The 22,847-nt window shown below is 69.0% G+C and carries 24 protein-coding genes; 11 read left to right on the top strand and 13 right to left on the bottom strand.

The window, feature by feature from the left end:
* Nucleotides 1-51: 51 nt before the first annotated feature.
* The gene (locus tag AW271_RS15490; RefSeq protein ID WP_062337330.1) at nucleotides 52-1,011 is read right to left on the bottom strand and encodes a quinone oxidoreductase family protein; all 960 of its coding nucleotides are present in this window, start codon (nucleotides 1,009-1,011) and stop codon (nucleotides 52-54) included.
* Nucleotides 1,008-1,193, bottom strand: coding sequence for a hypothetical protein (locus AW271_RS15485; RefSeq protein ID WP_062337328.1), 186 nt, complete (start codon nucleotides 1,191-1,193; stop codon nucleotides 1,008-1,010). Before AW271_RS15485 ends, AW271_RS15490 begins: the two co-directional genes overlap by 4 nt.
* A gap of 79 nt (nucleotides 1,194-1,272) precedes the next feature.
* Between AW271_RS15485 and AW271_RS15480 the strand changes: the two genes are divergently transcribed.
* The 3 genes from AW271_RS15480 (at nucleotide 1,273) to AW271_RS15475 (ending at nucleotide 2,797) form a co-directional block, all read left to right on the top strand.
* Nucleotides 1,273-1,893: a TetR/AcrR family transcriptional regulator C-terminal domain-containing protein gene (locus AW271_RS15480; RefSeq protein WP_062337326.1), complete on the top strand. Its 621-nt coding sequence runs from the start codon at nucleotides 1,273-1,275 to the stop codon at nucleotides 1,891-1,893.
* 70 nt (nucleotides 1,894-1,963) lie between these two features.
* The gene (locus tag AW271_RS39695; RefSeq protein WP_157554187.1) at nucleotides 1,964-2,131 is read left to right on the top strand and encodes a hypothetical protein; all 168 of its coding nucleotides are present in this window, start codon (nucleotides 1,964-1,966) and stop codon (nucleotides 2,129-2,131) included.
* 240 nt (nucleotides 2,132-2,371) lie between these two features.
* The gene (locus AW271_RS15475; RefSeq protein ID WP_245653064.1) at nucleotides 2,372-2,797 is read left to right on the top strand and encodes a phospholipase; all 426 of its coding nucleotides are present in this window, start codon (nucleotides 2,372-2,374) and stop codon (nucleotides 2,795-2,797) included.
* Between the two features lie 33 nt (nucleotides 2,798-2,830).
* On the opposite strand, the gene AW271_RS15470 is transcribed toward AW271_RS15475, so the two are convergent.
* Entirely contained in the window at nucleotides 2,831-3,274 is a 444-nt protein-coding gene (locus AW271_RS15470) for a DUF4383 domain-containing protein (protein ID WP_062337323.1), read from the bottom strand.
* Between the two features lie 162 nt (nucleotides 3,275-3,436).
* Here AW271_RS15470 and AW271_RS15465 point away from each other — a divergent pair, with 162 nt between their 5' ends.
* From AW271_RS15465 to AW271_RS15450, 4 genes are all read left to right on the top strand, one after another.
* Entirely contained in the window at nucleotides 3,437-3,952 is a 516-nt protein-coding gene (locus tag AW271_RS15465; protein WP_083976669.1) for a Ppx/GppA phosphatase family protein, read from the top strand.
* Nucleotides 3,949-6,264 carry a molybdopterin oxidoreductase family protein gene (locus AW271_RS15460; RefSeq protein ID WP_218008058.1) on the top strand — a complete coding sequence of 772 codons (2,316 nt, stop codon included), beginning with the start codon at nucleotides 3,949-3,951 and terminating at the stop codon, nucleotides 6,262-6,264. The genes AW271_RS15465 and AW271_RS15460 overlap by 4 nt, the downstream gene beginning before the upstream one ends.
* On the top strand, nucleotides 6,261-6,716 hold the full coding sequence (locus AW271_RS15455) for a hypothetical protein (protein ID WP_062337317.1): 456 nt from the start codon (nucleotides 6,261-6,263) through the stop codon (nucleotides 6,714-6,716). Before AW271_RS15460 ends, AW271_RS15455 begins: the two co-directional genes overlap by 4 nt.
* Nucleotides 6,717-6,784: 68 nt before the next feature.
* Nucleotides 6,785-7,984 carry a zinc-dependent alcohol dehydrogenase gene (locus AW271_RS15450; protein ID WP_062337315.1) on the top strand — a complete coding sequence of 400 codons (1,200 nt, stop codon included), beginning with the start codon at nucleotides 6,785-6,787 and terminating at the stop codon, nucleotides 7,982-7,984.
* Here AW271_RS15450 and AW271_RS15445 read toward each other — a convergent pair.
* Nucleotides 7,944-8,270: a DUF3140 domain-containing protein gene (locus AW271_RS15445; RefSeq protein ID WP_062337313.1), complete on the bottom strand. Its 327-nt coding sequence runs from the start codon at nucleotides 8,268-8,270 to the stop codon at nucleotides 7,944-7,946. The two genes, AW271_RS15450 and AW271_RS15445, sit on opposite strands and share 41 nt — an antisense overlap.
* Nucleotides 8,257-8,466, bottom strand: coding sequence for a hypervirulence associated TUDOR domain-containing protein (locus AW271_RS15440; protein ID WP_062337312.1), 210 nt, complete (start codon nucleotides 8,464-8,466; stop codon nucleotides 8,257-8,259). The genes AW271_RS15445 and AW271_RS15440 overlap by 14 nt, the downstream gene beginning before the upstream one ends.
* Nucleotides 8,467-8,584: 118 nt before the next feature.
* Between AW271_RS15440 and AW271_RS15435 the strand changes: the two genes are divergently transcribed.
* Nucleotides 8,585-8,884 (top strand): STAS domain-containing protein, encoded by a 300-nt coding sequence (locus AW271_RS15435; protein ID WP_062337310.1) that lies wholly within the window; start codon nucleotides 8,585-8,587, stop codon nucleotides 8,882-8,884.
* Nucleotides 8,885-8,902: 18 nt separating this feature from the next.
* Here the strand turns inward: AW271_RS15435 and AW271_RS15430 are convergent, their stop codons facing one another.
* The 4 genes from AW271_RS15430 to AW271_RS15415 are packed head-to-tail and all read right to left on the bottom strand — an operon-like array spanning nucleotide 8,903 to nucleotide 14,423.
* Nucleotides 8,903-10,258 carry a DUF4407 domain-containing protein gene (locus AW271_RS15430; protein WP_062337308.1) on the bottom strand — a complete coding sequence of 452 codons (1,356 nt, stop codon included), beginning with the start codon at nucleotides 10,256-10,258 and terminating at the stop codon, nucleotides 8,903-8,905.
* Nucleotides 10,248-11,417 carry a hypothetical protein gene (locus tag AW271_RS40715; protein ID WP_218008057.1) on the bottom strand — a complete coding sequence of 390 codons (1,170 nt, stop codon included), beginning with the start codon at nucleotides 11,415-11,417 and terminating at the stop codon, nucleotides 10,248-10,250. The genes AW271_RS15430 and AW271_RS40715 overlap by 11 nt, the downstream gene beginning before the upstream one ends.
* Complete coding sequence (locus tag AW271_RS15420; protein WP_062337304.1) at nucleotides 11,414-13,480, bottom strand: hypothetical protein; 2,067 nt, start codon at nucleotides 13,478-13,480, stop codon at nucleotides 11,414-11,416. Before AW271_RS15420 ends, AW271_RS40715 begins: the two co-directional genes overlap by 4 nt.
* 4 nt (nucleotides 13,481-13,484) lie before the next feature.
* Nucleotides 13,485-14,423 (bottom strand): AfsR/SARP family transcriptional regulator, encoded by a 939-nt coding sequence (locus AW271_RS15415; protein WP_062337303.1) that lies wholly within the window; start codon nucleotides 14,421-14,423, stop codon nucleotides 13,485-13,487.
* Nucleotides 14,424-14,531: 108 nt separating this feature from the next.
* Between AW271_RS15415 and AW271_RS15410 the strand changes: the two genes are divergently transcribed.
* Nucleotides 14,532-14,735, top strand: coding sequence for a DUF397 domain-containing protein (locus AW271_RS15410; RefSeq protein ID WP_062337301.1), 204 nt, complete (start codon nucleotides 14,532-14,534; stop codon nucleotides 14,733-14,735).
* A gap of 40 nt (nucleotides 14,736-14,775) precedes the next feature.
* Here AW271_RS15410 and AW271_RS15405 read toward each other — a convergent pair whose 3' ends face one another.
* Nucleotides 14,776-15,609: a DUF5753 domain-containing protein gene (locus AW271_RS15405; RefSeq protein ID WP_083976663.1), complete on the bottom strand. Its 834-nt coding sequence runs from the start codon at nucleotides 15,607-15,609 to the stop codon at nucleotides 14,776-14,778.
* 464 nt (nucleotides 15,610-16,073) lie between these two features.
* Between AW271_RS15405 and AW271_RS15400 the strand changes: the two genes are divergently transcribed.
* The gene (locus tag AW271_RS15400; protein WP_169806338.1) at nucleotides 16,074-16,898 is read left to right on the top strand and encodes a helix-turn-helix domain-containing protein; all 825 of its coding nucleotides are present in this window, start codon (nucleotides 16,074-16,076) and stop codon (nucleotides 16,896-16,898) included.
* A 105-nt stretch (nucleotides 16,899-17,003) separates the two neighbouring features.
* Here AW271_RS15400 and AW271_RS15395 read toward each other — a convergent pair whose 3' ends face one another.
* Nucleotides 17,004-17,717, bottom strand: coding sequence for a GbsR/MarR family transcriptional regulator (locus AW271_RS15395; protein ID WP_062337539.1), 714 nt, complete (start codon nucleotides 17,715-17,717; stop codon nucleotides 17,004-17,006).
* Nucleotides 17,718-17,951: 234 nt separating this feature from the next.
* Here AW271_RS15395 and AW271_RS15390 point away from each other — a divergent pair, with 234 nt between their 5' ends.
* Nucleotides 17,952-18,563, top strand: a complete 612-nt coding sequence (locus tag AW271_RS15390; RefSeq protein ID WP_062337295.1) for a DUF4097 family beta strand repeat-containing protein — start codon at nucleotides 17,952-17,954, stop codon at nucleotides 18,561-18,563.
* A gap of 5 nt (nucleotides 18,564-18,568) precedes the next feature.
* Here the strand turns inward: AW271_RS15390 and AW271_RS15385 are convergent, their stop codons facing one another.
* The gene (locus tag AW271_RS15385) at nucleotides 18,569-21,958 is read right to left on the bottom strand and encodes an NB-ARC domain-containing protein (protein ID WP_169806337.1); all 3,390 of its coding nucleotides are present in this window, start codon (nucleotides 21,956-21,958) and stop codon (nucleotides 18,569-18,571) included.
* Nucleotides 21,959-22,182: 224 nt separating this feature from the next.
* Nucleotides 22,183-22,596, bottom strand: coding sequence for a magnesium and cobalt transport protein CorA (locus tag AW271_RS42370; protein ID WP_062337290.1), 414 nt, complete (start codon nucleotides 22,594-22,596; stop codon nucleotides 22,183-22,185).
* Nucleotides 22,597-22,847: the final 251 nt, after the last annotated feature.

Raw genomic sequence — 22,847 nt, 5'->3', positions numbered from 1 at the left:
GCAGGCGTGACATCCTGTTCCACGGCGTTCCGCCCTCGCGGACGCCGCCGATCATGGCGTGACGACGAGTCGCCTGCCTTTGAGGTCGGTACGCCGCCACGCGTTCTCGATGTCGCTCAGCGGCACCCTCTCCACGTCGAAGGTCAGCTCGCCCGACCGCGTCCACGTCACGATCTGCTGGTACGCCTCCTCCATCGTCTGCGGGTCGAGGCCCTTGGCCGCGCCGTAGATCTCCACCCCGGAGGTGCGCAGGCTCGACGCGGCCAGCGCGAGCTCCGCACCGGCCGACTCGCCGATCTGGACCACCCGGGTCGGCTTGCCGAACGCGAAGGACGTCGGCACCAGGGCCCGCAGCAGGATCTCGGTGGGTCTCCCCCACAGATAGTCCACGACGACGTCGTAGCCGTCGCCCTTCGCGTCAAGGTAGGCGCGGGCCAGTTCCTCGTCGGGGACCGCGGTGTTGATCACCGCGTCGGCTCCGAGCGTCTGGATCTCACGCAGTTGGCCGTCGTCGCGGCCGGTCGCGACGATGCGGCCGGCGCCCAGCAGGCGGGCGACCTTGACCGCCAGCCGTCCGGCGACGCCGGTGGCCCCCTGGACCAGCACCGTCTCCCCCGGGCTGAACCCGGCGGCCGTCCTCATCGACATCGCCGTTATGGCCGAGGCCATCACCGCCGCCACGGACGGGTCGACGCCATCGGGGATCGGCACGTAGGAGCCGTGGGGGACCACGCACTTCTCGGCCAGTGCGCCGTAGGGCGGGCGGACGTTGCCGAAGCCGACGAGGGTGCCGTCGGGGAGGGCGCCGATGCCGTCGAAGGCGGGGATCAGGGGGAACTCGGCGGCGTACGTCCCGGCGGCGTAGTGGGTGCCCTCGGCGATCGCCTTGTCGACGTTCTCGACGGCGACCGCCTTCACGTCGATGACGACCTCGCCGTCGGCGGCCACCGGGTCTGGGAAGTCGTCGTAGCGGGGGGCGCCGCCGGGCTCGTACACGACCGCGGCTTTCATGGCCGGTCCTGGCCGAACAGGCGGGCGATGCGGGTCTGCCAGGCCACCAGGACGCGTGGCGGGCGGGTGTGGTCGTGGCGCGGGTGCCCCTGGTGGCCGGGCGGGGGGCCGTCGGCGTGTGCGGGGACGCCCGGGATGCGGTGGGTCGCCCGGTGCAGCAGGTCGCGGAGCAGGTGGCTCATCGGTGTCTCCTCTGACGCGATTCTCTATCACTGATAGAGAACTCTATCGGCGATAGAGTGCGCAAGGGAGGTGCCGGAATTGGCTCTGGACAGGCAGCGGATCGTCACCGAGGCCGTCGCGCTGCTCGACGCCGAAGGGCTCGACGGGGTGACCACGCGCAAGCTGGCCGCGCGGCTCGGCGTGCGGTCGCCGACCCTCTACTGGCACATCCCGAACAAGGCGGCGCTGGTCAACGCGATCGCCGAGGCGATTCTGGAGCAGGAGTTCCCCGAGTTCGTGGCGCCCGGCCCGGAGGAGGGCTGGCAGGGCTGGCTGATCGGCCTGGCCGGGCGGCTGCGGCGGGCGCTGCTGGCCCATCCCGACGGCGCGCGGGTCATCTCGGCCGCCCAGTTGTCGCTCACGATGGCGGGCGTCTCCGAACTGGCGATGAGCACGCTCGTCGCGCGGGGCGTTCCACTGAGACGGGCCCGGCTGGTCGTGGTGACGGCGTTGCGGTTCACCGTCGGCTTCGTGTTGGAGGAGCAGACCGGGCCGCCCAGCGCCGAGGCGCTTGAGGGCTTCGACATGGCCGCGTACACGGCGGCGTATCCCACCGTGATGGCCGGCGTGCGGGAGTACTTCGAGCCTGGCCGCACCGTCGACGATCTGTTCCGCGACTGCCTGGAGCAGGTCGTGTGGGGGCCGGCCGCTTCGAGTTGACCCGCCTTCCCGCGGACCCGATACTCTCCGTAGCCATTCGGCTTCGATTGATTAGCGGAGAGTGACTGAAGTGAAGAAGGCCCTCGTCGTGACCCTGCTCGCACTTGGCGCCGTGGGCGTCGCCGCCCCCGCCCGGGCCGCCGACGGGCCGGGGCTGCTTTTCGACGACGTCATCTCCATTCCGGGAAATCTCCTTCAGGTCAACGTGCTGCCGATTTTCCCGGCGGCCGCTTCGTGACTTGGCTATGACAACGCGTGGTGACAGGAGAAACATCCGGTTGTAAATGGCGATGTTTCGTCAATGTCACGGCTCTTCTTGATGGAGATCTGTTCCGGCGTCGGCGGCGGTTTCGCCGCATCGTTGGGCAGTGGCAGGTCTCCTCACGCGCAAAGGCAGGGCCTCATGCTCAAGCGAGCCGTCGCGATCGTCGCCCCTTCTCTCGTCACGTTAATCGCATTAACTCTTCCCGCCCACGCGGTGACGTTGCAGCAAAAGCTTTCCGCACTTTCCACCTTCAGCCAGCCCACCGCCGCGAGCGCCGGCAGCTGGCGGTCCGCGTGGCAGAACCAGGGCGCCTGGGCCGACTACGCGTTCGACTGGTCGACCGACCTCTGCTCGACCAGCCCCGACCAGCCGCTCGGCTTCGACTTCCGGATGCCGTGCCGGCGGCACGACTTCGGTTACCGCAACTACAAGGCCGTCGGCCAGTTCCCGGCGAACAAGTCGCGGATCGACGACGCGTTCTACTTCGACATGAAGCAGGTCTGCGCGGGCTACTCGACCGTGCCGCGCAACACCTGCAACGGGCTGGCCTGGACCTACTACCAGGCGGTCAAGCAGTTCGGCGCCCTCAACGTCACCGAGGCGCAGATCGAGCAGGTCCGCCGGAACGCCGAGGTCTGATCGAGTCGGCAGCTGAAGACGCGTCCGTCGTCCTCAGGTCGTGGCCCGCGACGACCGTGACAGGCCCAGGCCGAGGGCGATCATGACGACCCCCAGCGCCAGGTGGAGCCAGTTGTCGGCCGTGTTGAGGGGCACAAAGTTGGCAGTGCTCTCACGGTCGACGAGCAGTCCGTACACGAGCAGGATCAGGTAGATCACCCCGCCGCCGACGAGGAAGGCGCGGGAGTTGTTCCAGGTCCGGGAGGCCGCCAGGCCCCATACGCCGAAGAGCAGGTGGACGATGTTGTGCAGCACCGACACCTGGAAGACGCCCAGGAGCAGCGCCTGGGAGTGGTGGCCGGCGAACTGCATCGTGCCGTAGTTCGTGGTGATGCCCGGGATGAATCCCAGCACGCCCACCAGCAGGAACACCACGCCGAGAATCAGCGCGGCCTGCCGGAGCGGTGACGTGGTGCGGGATGGCGCGTGAGTTCTCATGAGCTCTCCTGTTGAGAGACAGGACGTGCTCGACAGCGCGACTGTTGTGCTGACCAGCCGCCATACCCGTCCGGACGGGAACGATTCCGGGGTCACCCGAACATGGCCAAGCCGAGGGGCTCTCTCGACCTTCGAGCCGAGCAGAACGGGTAGAGCGGGTGAATGCGCATCGGAGTAATGGATATCGGGTCGAACACCACCCATCTCACGGTCTCCGACGTCACCCGTGAAGGGCCGTTCCACGCCGTGGCGTCCGAGAAGCACGACGCGCCGCTCGCCGAGGGCACCGACGACGACGGCGTGATCGGGCCCGCTGCGGTCAAGGAGCTGGTGCGGGCGGTGGCGACGTCCAAGACCTTCCACGAGCTGGCGAAGCTGACCGGCGGGCACGGGGTGCTGAAGCTGAAGCGGCTGCGCAAGCGGCTGCCGAAGCTGGCCGCGATGAGCAACCGCAAGCGGGCCAAGCTGAAGGGCGTCGCGCCCGACCGGGCCGACGAGGTGCTGGCCGGGGCGATCGTGGCCGAGGCGGTCATGACCGATCTGGGCGTCGACGAGGTGGAGATGTGCCCGTGGGCGATCCGCGAGGGCATCCTGAGCCGCCGGCGGCAGATGATGCTGAGCCCCGAGACCGCCGAGGCCGGCGACGAGATCGCCCCTCTCCGGCAGCGGAAGTGGTGACCGGCCGGATCGCCGACCCGTGGGGCGCCCGCACGCCCTACGGTCCGGGCGAACCGTGGCCGGTGCGGGTCGACTGCCACCTGGCCGATGGGCTGACGCCCGACGACGTCGATCGATGGGTGCCGAGCGCGGCGATCCTGCACAGCAACGGCGACGGCCTGGAGATCGCGGTCAAGGACGGCCGCATCGCCGGGGTGCGCGGCCGGGCCGGCGACCGGGTCAACCACGGCCGAGTAGACCCGAAGGACCTGTTCGGCTGGCAGGCGGGCAACTCCCCCGACCGCCTCACCCGGCCGCTGGTCAGGGAGAACGGCCGGCTGGTCGAGACGAGCTGGGACACCGCGCTGGGCCGGGTGGCCGGCCGGGTCAGGGAACTGCTCGACGAGCAGGGGCCGAGTGCGGTCGCCTTCTATTCGAGCGGCCAGCTCTTCCTGGAGGAGTACTACACCCTCGGCCTGATCGCCCACGGCGGCCTGGGCACCAACCACGTCGACGGCAACACCCGCCTGTGCACGGCGACCGCGGCGGCGGCGCTGAAGGAGTCGTTCGGCTGCGACGGGCAACCCGGCAGCTACGCCGACATCGACCACGCCGACGTCATCTGCCTCTACGGCCACAACATGGCCGCCACCCAGACGGTCACCTGGAGCCGCGTCCTCGACCGGCTGGCCGGGCCGCGTCCACCCGCCCTGATCTGCGTCGATCCGCGCACGACGCCCATCGCCGAGGCCGCGACCGTGCACCTGGCCAACCGGCCGGGCAGCAACGTGGCGCTGATGAACGGGCTGCTGCACGAGATCATCGAGAACGGCTGGATCGACCGGGGCTACATCGAGGCCCACACGGTCGGCTTCGACGAGCTGCGGCGCATGGTCGCCGACTACCCGCTGGAGAAGGCCGCGCTGATCTGCGAGGTGCCCGAGGACGACCTGCGCCGGGCCGCCGCCCTGATCGGCACCGCCGAACGGTTGTTGTCGACCGTGCTGCAGGGCTTCTACCAGGCCAACCAAGCCACCGCAGCGGCGGTGCAGGTCAACAACGTCCATCTGGTGCGGGGCATGCTCGGCCGTCCCGGGTGCGGCGTGTTGCAGATGAACGGCCAGCCGACCGCGCAGAACAACCGCGAGTGCGGCGCCGACGGCGACCTGCCCGGCTTCCGCAACTGGTCGAACCCCGAACACGTCGCCGACCTGGCCCGGATCTGGAACATCGACCCGCTCGACATCCCGAGCTACTCGCCGCCGACCCACGCCATGCAGATCTTCCGCTACGCGGAAGAGGGCTCGATCAGGTTCCTGTACGTCATGGGCACCAACCCCGCCGTCTCCCTGCCGGACCTGCGCCGGATCAGGGAGATCCTGGCCCGGGAGGACCTGTTCCTGGTCGTCCAGGACCTGTTCCCGACCGAGACCACCGAGCTGGCCGACGTCGTGCTGCCGGCCGCCGCCTGGGGCGAGAAGACCGGCGCGTTCACCAACGCCGACCGGACCGTCCACCTGTCGGAGCGGGCCGTCGACCCGCCCGGCGAGGCCCGGTCGGACCTCGACATCCTGGTCGACTTCGCCGCCCGGCTCGGCCTCACCGACCGCGACGGCGCGCCTCTGGTCACGTGGCACGACCCCGAGGGCGCGTTCGAGGCGTGGAAGGAGTGCTCCCGGGGCCGCCCGTGCGACTACAGCGGGCTGACGTACCGGAAACTCCGCGAGGGCGGCGTCCAGTGGCCCTGCACCGAGGAGAAGCCCGACGGGACCGAGCGCCTCTACGCCGACGGCGCGTTCCTGGCCGCGCCCGGCTACTGCGAGAGCTTCGGCCGCGACCTGATCACCGGCGCCCCGTTCGAGGAGAACGACTACCGCGCCATGAACCCCGGCGGCCGGGCGATCCTGCGCACGGCCGAGTACGTCGCCCCGCACGAGTCACCCGGCGGCGACTTCCCGTTCTGGCTGACCACCGGCCGTTCGCTCTACCAGTTCCACACCCGCACCAAGACGGGCCGGACCCCGGAACTCCAGGCCGCCGACCCGGAGGTCTGGGTGGAGGTGTCGGCCGCCGACGCCCGTCGGCTCGGCCTGGCCGAGGGCGACCTCGCGCGGATCACCACGCCGCGCGGCGCGGTCGTCGCGCCGGTGCGGGTCACCGGGATCCGGCCGGGCGTGGTCTTCCTGCCCTTCCACTACGGCTACTGGGACCGCGACGGGGGCGGCCACGACCGGGCGGCCAACGAGCTGACCGTCACCGACTGGGATCCGGTGTCCAAGCAGCCGATCTTCAAGACGACCGCCGCCCGGGTGGAGAAGGAGGGCCGGCCGTGAAGTTCCACCTGCTGATCGACGAACTGCACCGGTCGGAGGACGAGCTCGGGCGGGCGCTGCTCACCATGGCCGACCGGCACCGGAACGACCACGAGACCTTCCACGTGGCCCGCGACCTGGCCGCCTGGTCGTTCGACCACCTGCGCGCGCTGGGCCTGGCGGGCAGGGAGTTCGGCCTCGACCTGACGCCGTCGGACGGGCCGGCGCCCCTGACGCGCGACTGGCTCGGCCACCGGGAGCCCTCGGTGCTGCTGCTGGCCGACTTCCGCTACCTCTACCGGCTGGCGGCCGGGGTGTCGGCCGACTGGGAGCTGCTGGCCCAGGCGGCGCAGGGCGCGCGGCGGGCCGACCTGCTGTCGCTGGCCGAGCGTTGTCACCCGCAGACCTTGCGCCAGCTGCGCTGGGCCAACGCCCGGCTCAAGGACTCGGCGACCCAGGCGCTGGTGAGCTGAGGCCGTTAGCGGTTTTCGAAGGAGGGCACGGCGAACATGGGGGGCTTTCGATTTCGAGGGAGCAGACCATGAAGGCAGTCACCTGGCACGGCAAACGCGACGTCCGCGTCGACGAGGTCGCCGACCCGGCGATCAAGGAGCCGAACGACGCGATCGTCAGGGTCACCAGCACCGCGATCTGCGGCTCCGACCTGCACCTGTACGAACTGTTCGGCCCGTTCATCGAAGAGGGCGACATCCTCGGCCACGAGCCCATGGGCGTCGTCGAGGAGGTCGGGCCGGAGGTCACCCACATCAGGCCGGGCGACCGGGTGGTGATCCCGTTCAACATCTCCTGCGGCCACTGCCACACCTGCGACCAGCGGCTCTACGCCCAGTGCGAGACCACCCAGGTCCGCGAGCAGGGCAAGGGCGCCGCCCTGTTCGGCTACACCAAGCTCTACGGACAGGTCCCCGGCGGCCAGGCCGAGTACCTGCGCGTGCCGCAGGCCCAGTTCGGCCCGATCAAGGTGCCCGAGGGGCCGCCCGACGAGCGGTTCCTGTTCCTGTCGGACGTGCTGCCCACGGCCTGGCAGGCGGTCGCCTTCGCCGACGTCCCCGAGGGCGGCTCGGTGGCGGTGCTCGGCCTCGGCCCGATCGGCCAGATGTCCGCCCGCATCGCCCGCCACCTCGGCCACCGCGTGATCGGCGTCGACGGGGTGCGCGACCGGCTGGAGATGGCCCGCCGCCACGGCGTCGAGACCGTCGACGCCTCAGAGGTCGACAACGTCCAGGCGCAGATACTCGACCTGACCGGCGGGCGCGGCGCCGACTCGGTGATCGACGCGGTCGGCATGGAGGCGCACGGGTCGCCCGTGGCCAAGGCCGCCCAGACCGTGACCACCTTCCTGCCCGGCAAGCTGGCCGCCCCGCTCATGTCGACGGCCGGAGTCGACCGGCTGAGCGCCCTCTACACCGCCTTCGACGCGGTCCGGCGCGGCGGCACCGTCTCGATCTCCGGCGTGTACGCCGGCATGAGCGACCCGATGCCGATGCTCAAGCTGTTCGACAAGGGCGTCACCCTGCGCATGGGCCAGGCCCACGTCAAACGCTGGATCGACGACCTGATGCCCCTGGTCGCCGACGACGCCGACCCGCTGGGTGTGATGGATCTGACCACCCACACGCTCCCGCTGGAGGAGGCCCCGAGGGCCTACGAGATGTTCCAGAAGAAGCGCGACGGGGCGATCAAGATCCTTCTTTCCCCGGGTCGTGGCCCCAGTTCATGAGCGAGTAGCGCCACGGCGTGCCGCTGACGTCACCGCTCGGGCGCTGCGCGAGGTGCCGGCGTACGTAGCCGGTCACCTTGCGCATGTGCGCCCGGTCGGCGTCGGTGAGCTGTCCCTTGCGTTTGCGCAGGATCTTGACGATCTTGCGGCCCGACTCGTGGCCGGTCGACTCGCCGCCGGCGGTCTTCTGCCCGACCTGCTGGGACTCCTCGGTGCGCAGCCACTTCTCCAGTTCGGCGGCCGTCATGTTGACCGCCTCGTCGAAGTCCTTGTCACCCGTCGTCATCGAGGGCCTCCGGCTTGTGTACGGCGGTCCGCCCGCTCTTGTCGCTGCGCACGCGGTACTGCGGCTCGTCGGGCGAGGCGTCGACCGTGCGGCCCGACTCCTCGGTCCGCTTGGTGATCTTCTTCTCCACCTTGCCGTGGACGGTCTGACCGTGGCTCTTCCAGGTGACCTCGTCGCCCTTCTTCTTGTCCGTCATGTGGCCGCCTTACCCAGCACCCCGTGATCAACGCAGGGTTTATGTGGCGGTTTAGGCGGGTATGCGGCTTTTACCAACACATCAATACGCTGATGATCGTCTGACCCGGGACCGAGTGATGAACCTCCGGCTCAGCGTTCGCAAACGCGGCGCCGCGATCGTGGTCCACGTGGGGGGCGACATCGACATCGCGTCGATCTTCGACCTCCACGACTTCCTCCTGCTCATGGCGGAGGGCCGCAGCAGGCTGACCGTGAACCTCTCCGAGGTCGTGTTCATGGACTCGACCGGGATCTTCGGCCTGATGCGCGCCCGCGCGACCATCCGCGACCGCGGCCACGACCTCCTCTTCGAGGAGCCCAGCGAACGCGTCGCCCACCTGCTCGACGTCATCGGGTTGTCACTGAACGCCGTCTGAGGGGCGTACCCAACCGCATCACACCGACTGACCGCGGTAGCGAGCGGCAAGTTCGTCGATGCTCCTGAGAAGGTTCTCCTGCTGCTGGGCGTCCACGGCTCGCTGGGCGTTGTCCATCTCCTCAAGCCGAGCCCGCTTCCGTTCGGCGACCTCCTTCAGCACGGAGTCGATCTGCTCCTGCTCCGTCGCCTCGACGACGCGCAGGTGGCCCGTCTTGATGTGGGTGTGCAGTTCGGTCTCCCTCTCGTGCAGCGAATACGCCAGCGTCAGCCGATCTGCGATCAGGCGGTCGTAGGTGCTGCGCCCTCCCAGGAGTTTGGTCATCACCGGCCAGCACTCCAGAGTGATCAGCAATGCGCGGATCAGCCATTGGGCCACGTTGACGACGGAGTCGCGCTGCGCGAGCGCGTGGAGGGCGTGCAACTCCTCCAGGATTCCGATGTCACCCTGCGTGTTCTTATGGTCTTCGACCATCTGGTCCAGCCGGGTGCTGAGCCGGGCCCGGTCGTCGTTCTCCACGTCGCGCCGCTTGCCGATGAGCCCGGTCACGTCGTCATTGAGCTTCTTCAGCAGGTCCCGATCGCCCTGAATCGAGGTCCGGAAGTCCACTATGTCCTGGGTTTTCAGCTGGCACTGCACGAAGTTGCCGGGAAGACCGCTGCCGCTGGTTCCGTCACACTCACCGCTCTTTCTGTCGACAAGACGATCGAGTCTGCCCTCACGGCCTTTGAGCTTTGCGGCCAGCTTGTCGCGCTCGCGGGTCGTCTCTTCGAGGTCCTTGGCGAAGGCCGGGGCGGTTCGTTTGACGTCGACCCGATGACCGGCACAGTCCGCGTCCGCCACTCTGCCGCCATCCGCTGGGTTACACCGCTTCAGGAGGCTTTCGTACGCGGTGGTTTCGCTGAGACGCGTGATTCCGACCTGCTGGCGAATCGTCGGCTCGAAAAGGCGGATCACCAGGGGTTCGGCGATCACGAAACCCACCAGGCCGGCGAGTACCAGCCGTGACAGGAGAGCGAAGTGACGGCCTCGCTTCATCCCGTGCGTGCTGGAGATGAGCCAGGCGTCGAAGGAGATCACCAGCCAGCCCCACAAGACCGCGCCGGGAAGAAGGAGCCACCAGGGAGCGGAGAAGGCCCGGCCCAGGAATATGAGCATGGACACGGTCGCCAGCATCCCGGCGTTCAACAGGACGATGGCCTGCCAGGTGTAACGGGGTCGCTCCTCCGGCACCCAGTCGAGCACGTCATCGCGGATGCCGGAGATCCGCCGGACCGTCCGCGACCACCCGGTCACGGGCGGGGCCGGGCGGATCGGCACCGAGAGCAGGTTCAGGGCGTCCGGCTGGACGCTCACGCGGGTGTCAGTCGTCATCTTCTTCTCGCATGTCCTCCGGGACGGCGGACGACTCCAGCGCCGGGTTCTCGACCACGTTCCCCAACGGACGCCCCTGGTCGCCGAGCACCAGCCCGTCGACCATCTTCCGGAGAGCCGGGTCGTTCTCATCGAAGTAGCCCTGCGCGATCAGCTCCCGGTAGAGCTGCTTGCGGCCTTCGAACTCCCGCAGCGCACGGTCCCGCTCATCGGCCTCCCGGCGGATCCGGTCCTCGCGCTCGCGCTGCTCCCTGGCGTCCACGCGGGCCCGATCCTCGTCCTGTACCGTCTGGAGCCGGAGGGCGAAGTCCTTGGCGGTGATCTCGCCCGCCTGCAGGGCGAGGGCGAGCGCCCGGATCGGATCGCCGTCGATCGTCTCGTGGTCGAGTTCGACTTCCTTCCGGGCGAACTGCGCCTTCGCCTCCGCGAGTTCCTGACGGAGCTCCTCCTGCTGCTTGGCCAACTGCCGCTGGAAGTCGGCTTGGAGGCTGTCAACGGCCTGCCGTCCCCGGACGCGGTCGGTCTCCAGTTCGGTGCCGTGCTTCTGGGCGGCGGTGGCGATCTCGTGGTTCTTCTGGCCTTCGAACAGGGCGGCGCTCACTTTGGTGAGGTCGGCGGGGGTCCGTACCTCCACGCTCATGAACGTGACTGACAGGCCAGGGAGCCTGGGCGAGACATGGTGGGCGTACGCCTGGATCTGCGCCACGGCCGCGAGCCGGAAGTCGTTGACTTCGTCGAGCCGGTGCCGCAGCCCGATCTCGAAGATCCGGCTGTGGCCGCGCAGATATCCGGCGAGCGCCACCGCGGCGTCCCGCTGACCGGCTTCGACCACTTCGACCGGGTCGATCACCGTACAAGCGAAGGTCACCACGAGCTGGAACTCCCGCGAGTCCCCCGTCGGGACCACCAGTTCGACGGAGACCAGCCGGTTGCGACTGAGGTCGACGACGCTCACATGGGTGGCGTTCACCACGGTGGCGTCGGCGAGGCCGAGAGTGCCCAGGTCGACGTGGTAGTGCCCGCGGGAACGCCAGACCAGCGCGTCGTACGAGCGGCGCTCCGGAACCTCGCCGGCCCGTCGGCTCCGGGTCCGGAAGCGGCGCGTGGCGACCGGACCGAGAACCTTCTCGTCCACGATTGGGTAGGTGGGCTCTGTCACGACGTTTCTCCAGTTTTCATGGCAAAGGCGAGTTCCATCGCGCTGAGCAGGATTCTGATGAGTTTCTTGTTGGCCTCGTCCGACCGGTTGAGCCGCCGCATCTCCGTGTTCAAGCCGGCGCGCAGGCTGTGGAAGGCGGCAGGGCCGAGCACGTTCGCGAACGCCATACCTAGGGCCATCGCCTCGTCCTCGGCATTCCTGCTAAGGCGGCGCAGCGCCTTCAGCGCGATCATGAGCGACTGGAGCGCCTCAGGGCGGACGGGACGGTAGCCGATCACGGCCGCCCAGATCTGCGCCACCAGATTCCGGCGGTCGGGCCGATCAATGAGGTAGAGGGCGATGGCCGGCTCGCCGGACCGCGCGTCCCGTACCGACAACGTCGACACCAGCGCCTTCATGGTCAGCGCGTAGAAGGGCCGATCGCGCCCCACCCGCTGGTAGTCGTCGAGCCGTGTCTTCAGGTATCGCAGCATCTTGCCGGCCCCCTCCCCGTGTGTGGTGAGGGTGGCGAACAGGTCCGCCATGCCGACGGCGACCTCCGCGCTGATCCCGTTGTCCTGCCGGACGAGTTGCCACATGCGCTCGACGGCGGCCTCGGGAAAGAGGATCCCCAACTGGCCGGTGAACGCGAGCGCGCCGGTCCACCGCTGCCGGGTCGTGCCATAGCTGACCCAGCGGGTCGCGGTCTCCAGGGCGCGGAGCGCCAGCACCGGGTCTTCGCACATGTGCGACAGAACCCAGATCGCGGCCTCTTGACCGTCTCGTCCGAAGGCGCCCTGGGACCACGGGGTCAAATAGGACGGCAGCACTTCCCGGTCGTAGGCGTCGAAGGCGAGCCGGGCCAGACCCTTGGACACCGCGAATCTGGTGGCGGGATCGCCGAGCACTTCGTGGACCCAGGAACGGACCATCGCCCAGAAATTCCCGTCGTAACGGTCCCACATCACGCTGAGCGCGTTGTCCTGACAGGCGGCGTTCCTGAAGACGGGATACCTGCGGCTCGCGAGGTCGGCCGTCTGCACTTCGACCGTGATGAGTCCACGGCCGCGTTCGGCCCGCCGGGGACGGAGGCCGTCCGTCGGCGGCTGGGAGTCGTTTCCTTCGGCGGTGATGGTGCCGGCGCGCGGAAAACGTTCCTGCAGCAACGCCTCGAACGGGCCCAGGATCTTCTCGTACGCCGGCTCGCCGATACCCGGGGTCAGCGCGAGGACCATCACTTCGGCCTGATCCGCATAGGGATGATCCTGGGCGAACCATTCCGACAGCTCTTGCCTGGCGACCAGGCCGAAGGCCGTCTGCACGGCGACGTCCGGCACCATGCCGCCGTTGATGAGATCGGCGACCCTCACGACGCTGTCGAGCGACGCTTCTGGTGGCACGGCCGCCATGGCGCCCTCCAGACGAGGGTCCGCCGCATCGCCGGTGAGTCGCGCCCTGACAAGCTCGACCAGGTCGGGGCGGCTCCAGGCGATCCGCGACACCGCGTCGGTCCGCCCATGCTCCTCAGCCATCGAGGCGTCAACCGTCACGACCAGGTAGGCCTTGCAGTCCGCCACTCTGGCCCGAACCCGGCGCCACTCGAAGTCGGCCTGCTTCTTGTCCAAATCCTCCTTCGCGCCCTCGACGATGTATCCGCAGCCCTCGTTGTACTTCCGGTTGGCCAGCTTGTCAGGGCCGCTGTACGGAGTGAGGACGTACAGCCCTCTTCCGCCAACGACGTCGCTGAGCAGGTTGACGCCCCCGCTGTACTTCCCGGTACCGGCACGACCGACCAGGATGACCATGTGGTCCGACCTCATCCGCCACTTGGCGGTCCGGTAGGGGGGCGGCTGCACGAAGTCGGTGACGGCGGCGGCGATCTCGGTGGCGGAGAGGGCGCCGGTGTGGGCCTTGGGCGGCTGGTGAGAACCGTGCACGCTGTTGGACACGCCGAACACCGCGTCGCGAGCGTCGAGATCCGTGAAGGAGTAGTTCACGGAACCGATGGTTGTGACCTGCTGAACGGGCGCCGGGTCTTCGACGTCATCGTCGGGGACGGGAGCGTCTGCCTGGTCCTCGGTCACGGGCTCACCGACTTCGGTAGGTGTTCGAGACACCGAAGACCGCGTGGGGCGCCACGACCTTCTCGTGGAACTCGTAGTGCGTGCCCGCGGCGGCGGAGGCCGCCTGCTTGGGCTGCTCCTCCGGGGCGGGGCCGGACTCGGTGGTGGGCGTCTCCTCTGCCGGAGGTTCGAGGTCGGGGTCGCGCTTCATCATCCGCTCGTAGAGAGCGTCCAGGCGGCGCATGGTGTCGGTCGAATGGACTTTCGCCAGTCGTCTCTTCAGGTCCCGGTAGAGCTGCCGCGCCTTCAACCCGTCGCCCGCGCGGTAATACGCGATCATCAGCAGTTCGAGGATCGCCTCGTCGTAGGGATTCCGGTGGTGTTCACCGAGCAACTCGCTGATCAGTTCGTGGTGCTCGCCCAGCCGGAGGCGTGCCTTGGCCATCTTCAGCATGGCCTGCCGCCGGGTCGCGGCCCACTGCTGGCGCAGCCCGTCGATCCGGCGCCCTTCGACGTCGGCCAGGAGCGTCCCGCTCGTCAGGTCGAGTGCCTGCCGGAACAGGGCGACGGCCTGCCTGTCGTCGGTGTGGAGAAGGCTGTCCGCCTTCTGGACCATCGCCGCGAAAACGTGCACGTCCACACGTTCCTCGGAGACCTCCAGGCTGTAGAGCTTTCCGACCCGGTCGAGGACGAAGCCGAGACCTCCGAGCCGTTTCCTGGTCCTGCTGACCGTTCTCCAGAACTCGTCCTGCGCTCCATCTGGGAGCGGCTCGTCCCAGAGCCACTTCATGAGGTCGTCCTGCGGCTGCTTCTTCGACTTCGCCAGCAGCAGGGCCCCCAGGAGCGCCCGCTCTTTGGGCTCACCGAGGTCGATCCGCCGTCCGTCGGCGATCACCTCGATGGAGCCGCACAGGCGGAAGGACACGTCCCGTGCCGAAAGCACGGGGAGGTTCTGCTCGTTCATCGGCTTCTTCTCCTTGTTCGTTGAGACCCCGGCTGTGCCCCAAGTAGTCCCCCCACCAGCTCCCCGCAGCCTGCTTGCGACAGGCGGTGACGCCCCGAGTTCAGGGAGATGAGCGAGATGAGCGGTGCGGTTTTCCGGAAGAGCACGTACTCCGGTGCGGCCAACCCCAACTGCGTGGAGGTGGCCTTCGTCTGTGACGGAGTCCTCGTCAGGGACTCCAAGGACAGGCTGGGGGCCGTTCTCCGGTACACCCGCGACGAGTGGACGGCGTTCGTGGCGGGTGTGAAGGCGGATGAGTTCGACCTGAGCTGACGCAGGCGGAGACGGCGCCGTGGCCCCGGGCACGGCGCCGTCAGCCACGCGCGAGCCCGGCGAGGAAGGCTCGCGAGCGCTCCGGGTCGAGCGCGCCTTCCGCCGCGTGATCGAAGGCGCGCAGGTATCGGCCCACCTCGAAGGTCTGCTCGATGCGGAGTTCCCGGTCGAGCTGTTCCAGTTGCACCACCGGCGGATCTCCGTTGTCGAAGCTGAAGATGTTGAACGCGGAGGCAACGGCGAGGTGCGGCCCCGCATCGAAGAGCCGCACCCGTAGCCGCACATTCGGCAGATCAGCGGCCTCGACGAGCCGCTCGAACTGCTCACGCATGACCGCCGGCCCGCCCACCGGCAGCTGCAGTGCGGCCTCGTCGACGACCACGTCGAGGTGGAGCGGCTGCTCGCGGTCGAGCACCGTTCGTCTGGCGGTACGCAGGCTCACCTTGCGCTCGATCACCTCCAAGGGCAGGTCGGTCACGGTGGTCATGAGCTCCCGCGCATACGAGGCGGTCTGGAGCAGCCCGGGGACGAGACTGGACTGGCACCCGCGTGCCAGCGTCGCCCCGTCTTCGAGCAGGAGCAGCGACTCCATCTCCCCGTCGACGAGGTCGGAGTGCTCCCCCCACCAGGAGCCGGTTCGTTCCGTCAGTTCCAGCAGGGGCGGGTCGCTGACGCCATAGACGTCGAGGAGGACCTTCGCCTCCCGCGTCCTGATGAGCGCCCGGCCGTCTTCCATCTGGGCGAGCCACTCCGGCGAGCGGCCCAGGGCCTCGGCCGCTTCCACGACCGGGACGGCAGCCGCAGCGCGGTGCCTTCGGAGGTTCCCCCCGATCGTCACCCGTTGGTGATGCCGGCTGTTCGGGGTATGCCTCATCGCCCTCCTTCGTTACGGTAGGAGAGTTGCAGTATGTGGGTTGCAAACAGCAACTTGCAACCCACTCGGGAATGTCTGGCATGCAACGCTTTAGGGGTTTTCTTGCTCTCCAGCCCCTTCGTCATCCTGTCCGGGGAGCTGCCCCGGAGTGGGGTCGGGTCGACGCGATCGACCGATCGCCGTCACAAGAACACTGGTCAGTGCGGCGGCCAAGCAGAAAACCGCTCCCGCCGACCAGCCCAGGGCTAGGCAGAGGGCGGCACTTAACGTGAACAAACGTTCGGCGATCTGGTCGGGGTCCCAGGAAGGCTGGCGTTGCGGGGCGGGCATGACTCTCCATTACGCTGAGTAGATCTTGTAAGTGATGCAGGTCTTGCCGAATGCAAGTTGCATTATGTAGAGATGCACATGTGCGCACAGGATCGTGAAAGCGGGAGATAACGATGGCCAGAGGTAGGAGTCCAGTGACGCAACGCCGTCGGCTCGCCGCGGAACTGCACCGGCTCCGCACCGCCTCCCACCGGACCATCGAGGAGGTCGCCGAGCACCTCGAATGCTCGTCGGCGAAGATCAGCCGGATCGAGAACAACCAGGTCGCGGTCCGGATCCAGGACGCCAGGGAACTGCTCGACCTCTACGGGGTGCAGGGCTCACGGCGCGAAGAACTGCTTGAGGTGGTCCGTGAGGCGCGGAAGAAAGGCTGGTGGTCCCGCTACTCCGATCTCCTGGAGGAGGGCGCCGAGACCAGGCTCAGCTTGGAAGAAGAGGCGGCCAGGGTCCTCATTTACGAGAACAGCCTGGTGACCCCGCTGCTGCAGACGCCCGACTACGCCCGCGAATGCCTGCTGGCCCGGACCGATGCGACGCTGGCGGCGGTCCAACGACATGTCGATCTGCGGATGGAGCGCCAGCGGATCCTCGACGATCCGGCGGGTCTGCCGTTGACCGTCGTCCTCGACGAGGCTGCGCTGCGCCGGGCGGTCGGGGGTCCCGATGTCATGAGCGCGCAGTTCCGGCGGCTGCTGTCCGACTCCGACCGGGAGAACATCACCCTGCTCGTGCTGCCCTTCAGCGCCGGCCCGCATCAGGCGATGGGCTTCCCCTTCAGCATCTTCGAGTTCGACGGCGACGATCCGCGGGTGGTCTACGTCGAGATGCTCGAACGCGGCCACGTGATCGAGGGCGCCGGCGACGTCGGCCGATATCTGGCGGCCTTCGAGCAGGTCAGAGCCCGTGCTCTGGATGCCGCGCAATCGCGGCGTTTCATCGAGAACCTCATCGGTCGTTAGCGTCGTCACGGGTCGCACTCCTTCCGAAAGCGCCTGCGAGGCAACCTCCGCCATGCCACGGGGTGGCAGACGGGGGGCTGACCTTGGCGCTCCGCGGACAGGGCGTCAGGCGTCTTCGGGAAACAGCACGGCCCGCCACTGCATGGTCGACCGGATGAGGTCGTGGGTGACGTGGTCCATGAACCGGGCCACCGATTCGAGCCGCTGCCCCGCCGGGGTGCCGGGCCCCATCACCTGCGCCCCCTCCCGCGCGACCGCCACGACACGGTCGTTGGCGCGGGCGCTGGCCAGCATCGACTGATACCAGAGGTCGAGGTCGACGACGTAGCGCTCCCGCCGGTTGTCCTGCCGCTCGCGCCGGACGAGCGCCCGCCTCTCCAGGAACGCGATGCTCTTGGAGATGGACGCCGGGCTGACCTGCAGCCGCTGCACCAGCTCGGCGGCGGTCATGCCGCCGCTGTCGCTGACGTAGAGGCAGGCCAGGATGCGCGACATCATGTGCGGCAGCCCCGACTCGACGAACGAGGTCGTGAACGACTCCTCGAAGCCGCGCACCGCCTCGGGATCGCGGCCGTAGGCGTCGGGAGCGGCCGCCGGCACCCCGGCGGGTGGCCGCTTGCGCCGGTGGGCCCGTCGTCCGGTGGCCCGGTGGGCGGTCTCGGCGCGGTAGGCGGCGGGGCCGCCGTTGCGCATGACCTCACGGGTGACGGTCGACGTGGGGCGGCCGAGGTTGCGGGCGATCTCGGCGTAGGCGAGCCCGTCGGCGAGCCCCGCGGCGATCTGCTGCCGCTCCTGCTGGCTGAGTCTTCCTCCCGGCATCGGGCCGCACCCCTTCCCCTCGACTGCCTCGACGTCGCCGATTATGGCCTTCACCCTCATGTCATTGCAACAAGGATCGTTGTTGCATTGCATTCATACCTGTCGTCATTGCAACGATTTTATCATTATGAGCTGCTGCGATGCGACTTATGTGCAACGAACTAGTTGAAGGATTCGCGAACGCAACATAGCCTTTCGAATGTCAGAAACACAGCGAACGCCACGGAGCACATCATGCAGAAGTTCGACACCCCCCAGGCCATCACCGCCAGGATCTCCGTCCCGATGGGCCTCGTCCGGGTCGTCGCCGGAGACCGCGCCGACACCGTCGTGACCGTCCGGCCGAGCAACCCCGGCGGCGCGGTCGACGTCAAGGCCGCCGAGCAGACCACCGTCGAGTTCGCGGGCGGCGTTCTGGACGTCAAGGCTCCCGAGGGCACCCGCCTCGGCAAGAGCGGCTCGGTCGAGGTGACCGTCGAGGTGCCCGCCGGCTCGGCGGTCGAGGGCAGCGGCATGGCCACCGGCTTCCGCACCGAAGGCCGCTTCGGCGGCAGCCGGGTCCAGACCGCCAAGGGCGACATCTCCCTCGGCACCGTCGACGGTCCCGTCATCGCCGACACCGCGCAGGGCGACATCCGCATCGACGAGGCCGTCAGCGGCCTGCTCGACCTCAAGACCAGCCACGGCACGATCGAGGTCGGGGTCGCGGCGGGGGTCTCGGCCGGGCTGCAGGCGACCACCGGTCACGGGACCCTGCGCGACCTCCGCAAGAAGTTCGACGGCGACCTCACGGTCGACATCCGCGCCACGACCTCTTATGGCGACATCGTCGTCCGCGGCAACTGAACCGCTCAGGACTCCGGGGTGCCCGACAGCGTGAACACGTAGAGGCCACGGGCACCCCCGGCGATCAACATGCGCGGCGAACCCCAGCAGACGTCGAACATCATGCCGCCGCACCGCACCACGGCGACGCAGCGGGCGTGCTCGCCCGTCGTCCACAGCCTGATGGTCATGTCCAGCGAGGCGGTGGCCAGCCAGGAGCCGTCGGGCGAGACCGCCACCGCCTTGATCCGGTCGGCGTGACCGAGCAACTCGCCCCTGCCGACGCCGTCGGCGTTCCAGAACCGGACCGCGTGGTCGTCGAGGAAGGCGGCGGCCAGGAACGACGCGTCGGGGGCGATCGCGATCGCCGTCACCACCCCCGTGTGCTGCGTCAGCACGTTCCTCTTCAGGGTTCCGTCGGTGTGCCACAGGCGCACGCCCTGCCCCTGCATGTACGCGCTGGCCAGCCACTTGCCGTCGGGTTCGACGGCGATGGCCTGCACCCAGCCGTTGTAGCCGGTCATCCTCCGCCGCTCGGTGCCGCGCCTGGCGTTCCACATCCGCACGTGCACGTCGTCGGCGGCGCTGACCAGCCACGTGCCGTCAGGGCTGATCGCGACCGCGTTGACCGAGCGGGTGTGCCCGCTGAGCACGAGCGGCTCGCGGTCGTCGCCGACCGGCCAGATCCGCACGGTCGTGTCTTCGGAGGCGCTGGCCAGCCAGGTGCCGTCGGGAGCGACCGCCACCGAGGTGACCGCCTCGTTGTGCCCTTCGAGCACGGCTATCTGGCGGCCGTCGTTGACGTTCCAGAGGCGGACCGTCGCGTCGTCGGAGCCGCTGACCAGCCACCTTCCCTTCGGGTCGGCGCTGACGCCGAAGACCGTGCCGATGTGCTCGCTGGCCGTGATGCCCGCCGCCGCGGTGGTGTCCCAGATGCACACGGTCCCGCCTGATGCGCTGGCCAGCCGGTCGCCGTCGGGCGAGATCGCCAGCGCGGTGACGGGCCCGTTGTGGCCGCGGAAGATGCGTCCGGGGGTGCCGGCGGCGGGGTACCACATGCGCACCGTGCCGTCGTCGGAGGCGCTGGCCGCCCACGTGCCGTCGGGGGCGACGGCCACGGCGTTGACCACGCCCGTGTGGCCGGTGAGCACCTTGCGCTCGGAGCCCTGCGTGTCGCTGACCCGCACGGTGGCGTCACGCGAGCCGCTGACGATCCGCTTCCCGTCGGGGCTGACGGCCAGCGCGGTGGCCGCCTGTTCGTGCACGGCGAGTTCGACCATCGGGGTGCCGTTGAAGTGCCACAACCGCACCTTCCTGTCCATGGACGCGGTGGCGAACCAGGAGCTCTCGGGAGAGATCGCCACGGCGTTGACCGGGCCCGCCGCCTGGACCTTGATGGCGGCTCGCTGGCCGCCCCTCATGTCCCAGCGCCGGACCGTGCCGTCGTCCGACGAACTCGCGATCCAGGTGCCGTCGGCCGCGATCGCCACCCCCGTCACCGCGCGGACGTGGCCGGCGCAGACGGCGCGTGTCCTGCCTTCCTCCCAGTCCCACAGGCGGATGGTCCGGTCGGCCGAAGCGGTCGCCAGCAACGGCCCCTCATGGGCCGGCGCGATGGCGGTGACGGCCCCGGTGTGCCCGGTCAACCGCCTGATGGGGGTGCCCTTGTCGATGTCCCACACGCAGACGGTGCCGTCGCGGTAGCCCGTGACGAGCCGGCCCCCGTCCATGATCGCGACGGCGGTCACCACGTCGTGATGGGCGTGCAGGGTGCGGATGGAGTCGGCGTCGCGGCTCTCCGGGATGGGCAGCGACGGGAGCAGGTCGGGCCGGTCGGCGGTGGCCGTGCGCTCCACCTGGACGCGGAAGACGGGCAGCGCGCTGAGATGGGTGCGGCGGTTGGCCCGCGCCAGTTCCCCGCTGCCCAGATCGTCCAGGAGGTGGCCGACCCGGGCGATCAGCGGGCGGATCTCCGCCGTCTCCTCGGCCGTGGAGAAACTCAGGTCGGACTCCAGCGCCCATCGTCCCGACCGTTCGAGGCGGGCCAGCACCCAGTCGAGGTCGGTCACCAGGTCCGTGAGCTCCTCCTGCCGGTCGGCCTGGGCCAGGTGATAGGCCAGCTGGTCCCAGAGGAAGTGCTCCGGGGGCAACGTCCACCACGGATCGCGGCGGGCCGCGTCGATGAACGACCGGTTCAGCTGGACGCGCTTGTCGGCGCTCAGCACGGTGGGCGACAGGGAGAACAGCCGGATCGTCCTGTTGAGGGTGATCACCGGCCGGTCCTCGATCCAGCGCAGCGTGAGCAGGGACAGGCCCGCGAGGTCGTCGCAGAGGCGCTCCGACCTGGCCTGGTTGAGACCGGCGGTGACGTGCCAGAGGTCGACGACGGTGTCGAGCGGGACGTCCACGTCCTGGGCGAAGATGCCCAGTTCGAGGAACCGGGCGCGGGCGTCCTTGGACAACACCCGCAGGCTGTATTCGACGCTCGCCCCGATGGCGGTCGTGCGCATGCCGCTGTCCTTGATGTCCCAGGCGGTGACCCCCGCCTCCCGGAACTGGTCGATCACCTTCTGGGCGGCGCGGTTCGCGTTCAGTCCCCGCTCGACGTCGGTGACCAGACGGCGGATGATCAGGCTGAGCAGCTGGGGCCACCTGTGGGTGAGGCGCAGCAGCTTGTCCTGGAACTCGTGGCTCAGTTTGGGCAACTCCGCGGTGAGCATCTTCCTGGCCACCACCGAGGACAACGCGCCGACCGGAATCCGCTTCATCCGGCGCGGCAGCACTCCGGGTTTCTGCGTGGTGACCAGGAGCCGGACCCGGTCTCCCAGAGACAGGAAGGGTTCGAGCTGGCCCTCGCTCCAGACGTCGTCGACCACCACCAGCACCCGGCCGCTTTTCTCGAGCAATTCCCCGATATGGCCGCTCAGCCGCTCGACGTCGGTGAGCTGGTTGCCGTATTTCGGCGGGTGCTCCTCTTCGGCGGCGTGAATGCTCGCGAGCACTTCTGCGCCGCTTCGCCCGCGCGGCTGGCCGACTTCCGTCCAGACGACTCCGCCCTGGAAATGCCTGCGGATTCTGCCGTCTTCGCTCACGGCTTTGGCGAGTGACGTCTTGCCGAAACCGCCGGCCCCGTGGAAGGCGACGCCGGGAGAGATGCCGGAAAGAAGCGACGTGATCGCGATGTCGGCTTCCGGGCGCCACGTCCACTCTTCCGGCAACCGCACGTTCGGGAACACTCTCGGCTGCGGACGGGCTTCCTGCTGGCGCCACGCGTACAGGGCGAACAGGCTGCTGACCAGGGTCACGACGGCCAGCATCGGCCAGGCCCGCCACCCCGTCGTCCAATCGGGCAGATCGCCGCCCGCGGCCTCCGTCAACAATCCGGCGGCCACCGCCAACAGGGGTGTGAGCGCCATGATCACATACACCCTGCGCCTGCGACGAACCATTCGACTCCGCCTCAAAAGATGACGGCCCCCGCCGACTCCGCCGGCAACTGACATCGGTGACCTTATCCGGTCACGTGCGCCATATGGGTAACACTTACAACGTTCTATTTGTTAACGGCCCGAAAATATAGGACGCCTGAGCCATAATTCGCCCGTTCCAAAACATTTCCTATTTGCCAGGAAAATGCCGATTAGTAGGTATCGGTGACCTGTGCTCGGGTGGCCGGGCTGAGACCTTTGAGAAGGCGGCCCGACCGGCCGTCCGAGGAGGCCTTGAGCAGGCCGGCGGTCACGGCCGGCGGCACGTGCTCCAGCACGCCGACGGCCCGCGCCAGGGTCATCGCCTCCAGGAGCCGCGTCGCCGCCGAGGTGACGCCGAGGGTGCCGAGCAACGTCCCGGCGATGCGCTCGCCGGTGTGCAGCAGAAGGCGCACGCCCTGGTCAGGGGGCAGGATGCCCAGCACCGCCGCCGCCCCCTCGGGACGCATCAACCCGAGGATGCGCCCGGCCCGTTCGACCGGGAGGGCCCTCAACGTCGCGGCCACCTCCTGGGGGCGGGTCGTCACCAGGTCGTCGAGCCGCTGAGCCGCTCCACGCGGCTCCATCCGCCCGACGGAGACGGTGGGCCGACCCGATTCGTCGACGACGTCGCCTCGCCCGGGAACCCGCCCACGCTGCGGGGGAGGATCCGGCTGCCCAGGTCTGGCCGGACCGCCCTGCCTGGGCGCAGAGCCACCTTGCAGGCCGGGGCCTGCTTGTATGGGCGTGGCCGAGCCGCCCCGCCCACGAGGGTCTGGCCGCCGGGGATCCGCCTGACCACGCTGAGCGTGCGGGTCTGGCTGCCCGGATGCCGCCG

The organism is Herbidospora sakaeratensis (genome assembly GCF_001570525.1).
GTDB classification, from domain to species: Bacteria; Actinomycetota; Actinomycetes; order Streptosporangiales; family Streptosporangiaceae; genus Herbidospora; species Herbidospora sakaeratensis.
The sequence above is the reverse complement of the archived record's forward strand: the minus strand, read 5'-3'. Positions and strand labels throughout refer to the sequence as shown.